Here is a 2,148-nt window from a genome sequence, read left to right as displayed (position 1 = left end):
GTGGAAACATGTTGCCCTTCATGATGCCCGCAAAGGGAGGTGGCGCACCATGGGAAAAATGTGACCGTTACAAAGTTTGGCGAGTCATGATCGGCGTTTGCGCCGCCCCTCACCTGCCTGCCGGCATCCTCTCCCCGTATAGTGACGGGGAGAGGGGAGCTGTCGCCAGCGGTTTCGCCAATCGCCAGCGTCGCAAGAAGGGCGCGGCATCACGGCCAGCTTCCTTCTCCCCGTTTACGGGGAGAAATGCCCGGCAGGGCAATGAGGGGCGGCGCCGAGATCAGCAAATTGGCCACCCTATTCTAGCCAAGCAGCGTCCTCTGCCTCTTGCTCCCACCCAGCTTGCGCCAGTTGTTGAACCGGTGGCTGGCGGCGGCAAAGGAGATCTTCATCTGCTGGGCAACCGAATAGCGCGACTTGCCCTCGTCGAACATGCGGTAGCAGCACTCGACGCCTTCCTCGGTCAGTTTGCCGTCCGGCGCCTTGTTGTGCGGATTGGCGGGGTCGAATTTCTCGACCTGTTGTTCGACCAGGCCTTTCAGGCGCTGCAGGTCGGCCTCGATGCTGGCGATGAGGTCGAGAACGGGCTTTGGATCATAGGGGTGCGGAGGCTGTTTTGCCGTCATCTGCGGGCTCCTTGTTCTTGGCTTGAGTGCAGCTATATAGGTGAACATTCACTGATAATGAAGGGTCGCCGCGGGCGCGGGGCTTCAACAATTCTTGACCGCGACCCAAGCGCGCAATTGACCAAAGGCGTTCAAAACCCTACTTTAGAATTATTCTAAACTAGGGTGAATTCCTCATGCTTTCCCGTGTTTTCGGCTTCGGCCGCCGTCCCTTCGAATCGCTTACCGAACAGGAGATCCTGGCGCTGGCCATTTCGTCCGAGGAGGATGACGGACGCATCTACCGGGCCTATGCCGACGGACTGGCAGACACCTTCCCGCAATCGGCAAAAGTGTTCGAGGAGATGGCCGAGGAAGAGGATGGCCATCGCGATGCGCTGATCGAGCTCTTCCGCAGTCGGTTCGGCGAACGTATTCCGCTGATCCGGCGCGAGCATGTGAAGGGGTATTACGAGCGCAAGCCCGACTGGCTGGTGAGACCGCTCGGCATCGAGCACGTGCGCAGCCAGGCCGAGGCGATGGAGCGGCAGGCCTATCTGTTCTACGTCGAGGCGGCCAAGCGCACCACGGATGCCTCGACCAGAAAGCTGCTCGACGATCTGGCATTGGCCGAGCAAGGGCACGAAACGCTGGCGCAGCGCCTGGAGCAAAAGCACGTACCGGGCGAAGTGAAGGACGAAGAGGCCGCCGCCGAGCAGCGCCAGTTCATCCTCACCTATGTGCAGCCGGGGCTTGCCGGATTGATGGACGGCTCGGTGTCGACGCTGGCGCCGATCTTCGCCGCAGCGTTTGCCACCCATGACACCTGGCAGACCTTTCTGGTCGGGCTTGCCGCCTCGATCGGCGCCGGCATCTCGATGGGCTTCACCGAAGTGGCTTCCGACGACGGCAAGCTATCGGGCCGTGGTTCGCCGATAAAACGCGGCATCACCACCGGCGTCATGACGTCGGCGGGTGGCCTTGGCCACGCATTGCCCTATCTCATCCCGCATTTCTGGACGGCGACAGCCGTCGCTGCGGTTGTGGTGTTCTTCGAACTGTGGGCGATTGCCTTCGTCCAGAACCGCTACATGCAGACGCCCTTCCTGCGCGCCGCCTTCCAGGTGGTGCTGGGCGGCGCGCTGGTGTTCGCGGCCGGCGTGCTGATCGGGAATGCGTAAGCGCAAAGCGCCCCCTCACCCAGCCTCCGCTTCGCTCGGCTGACCTCTCCCAGAGGGGAGAGGAGCTTTCCAGCGCCGCGCCAACCTCTTCTCCCCGCCGGGGAGAAGGTGGCCGCGAAGCGGCCGGATGAGGGGGCTGGCGCCACGCGGGTTGCCCGTTCACCCATTCACCGCCCGACTATCCCCAGGCGCCTCGTCCCTCTCGGTCAGCCCATAATCCCTCACCACATGCGCAATCCGCAGACGGTAGCCGGCAAAGATACCGCCACGGCCGGCCTTCTGCGCCTGCCGGTGTTCCTCGGTGTTGCGCCAAGCCTTCACCGCCTCCTCGTCGCGCCAGAACGACAAGGACAGGATGCGGT

At 62.8% G+C, this 2,148-nt stretch carries 3 protein-coding genes; 1 reads left to right on the top strand and 2 read right to left on the bottom strand.

What is annotated here, in order from left to right:
* Nucleotides 1-302 precede the first annotated feature (302 nt).
* A complete protein-coding gene (locus EN935_RS32580; RefSeq protein WP_024502197.1) occupies nt 303-626 on the bottom strand; it encodes a hypothetical protein in 324 nt (107 codons plus the stop codon).
* A gap of 176 nt (nt 627-802) precedes the next feature.
* On the opposite strand from EN935_RS32580, the gene mbfA reads away from it, so the two are divergent.
* The gene (gene mbfA / locus EN935_RS32575; RefSeq protein ID WP_109667652.1) at nt 803-1,786 is read left to right on the top strand and encodes an iron exporter MbfA; all 984 of its coding nucleotides are present in this window, start codon (nt 803-805) and stop codon (nt 1,784-1,786) included.
* A gap of 159 nt (nt 1,787-1,945) precedes the next feature.
* Here the strand turns inward: mbfA and EN935_RS32570 are convergent.
* Nucleotides 1,946-2,148, bottom strand: a 203-nt coding sequence (locus EN935_RS32570) for an antibiotic biosynthesis monooxygenase (protein ID WP_164771552.1), incomplete at its 5' end; no start/stop codon positions are given.

This window comes from Mesorhizobium sp. M7D.F.Ca.US.004.03.1.1, assembly GCF_003998635.1.
In the GTDB taxonomy this organism is placed as follows: Bacteria; Pseudomonadota; Alphaproteobacteria; order Rhizobiales; family Rhizobiaceae; genus Mesorhizobium; species Mesorhizobium loti.
The sequence above is the reverse complement of the archived record's forward strand: the minus strand, read 5'-3'. Positions and strand labels throughout refer to the sequence as shown.

Bases quoted from the DNA above. Each gene is read 5' to 3' on its own strand.
- EN935_RS32580 (WP_024502197.1), bottom strand. From the start codon at position 626: ATGACGGCAAAACAGCCTCCGCACCCCTATGATCCAAAGCCCGTTCTC.
- mbfA (WP_109667652.1), top strand. From the start codon at position 803: ATGCTTTCCCGTGTTTTCGGCTTCGGCCGCCGTCCCTTCGAATCGCTT.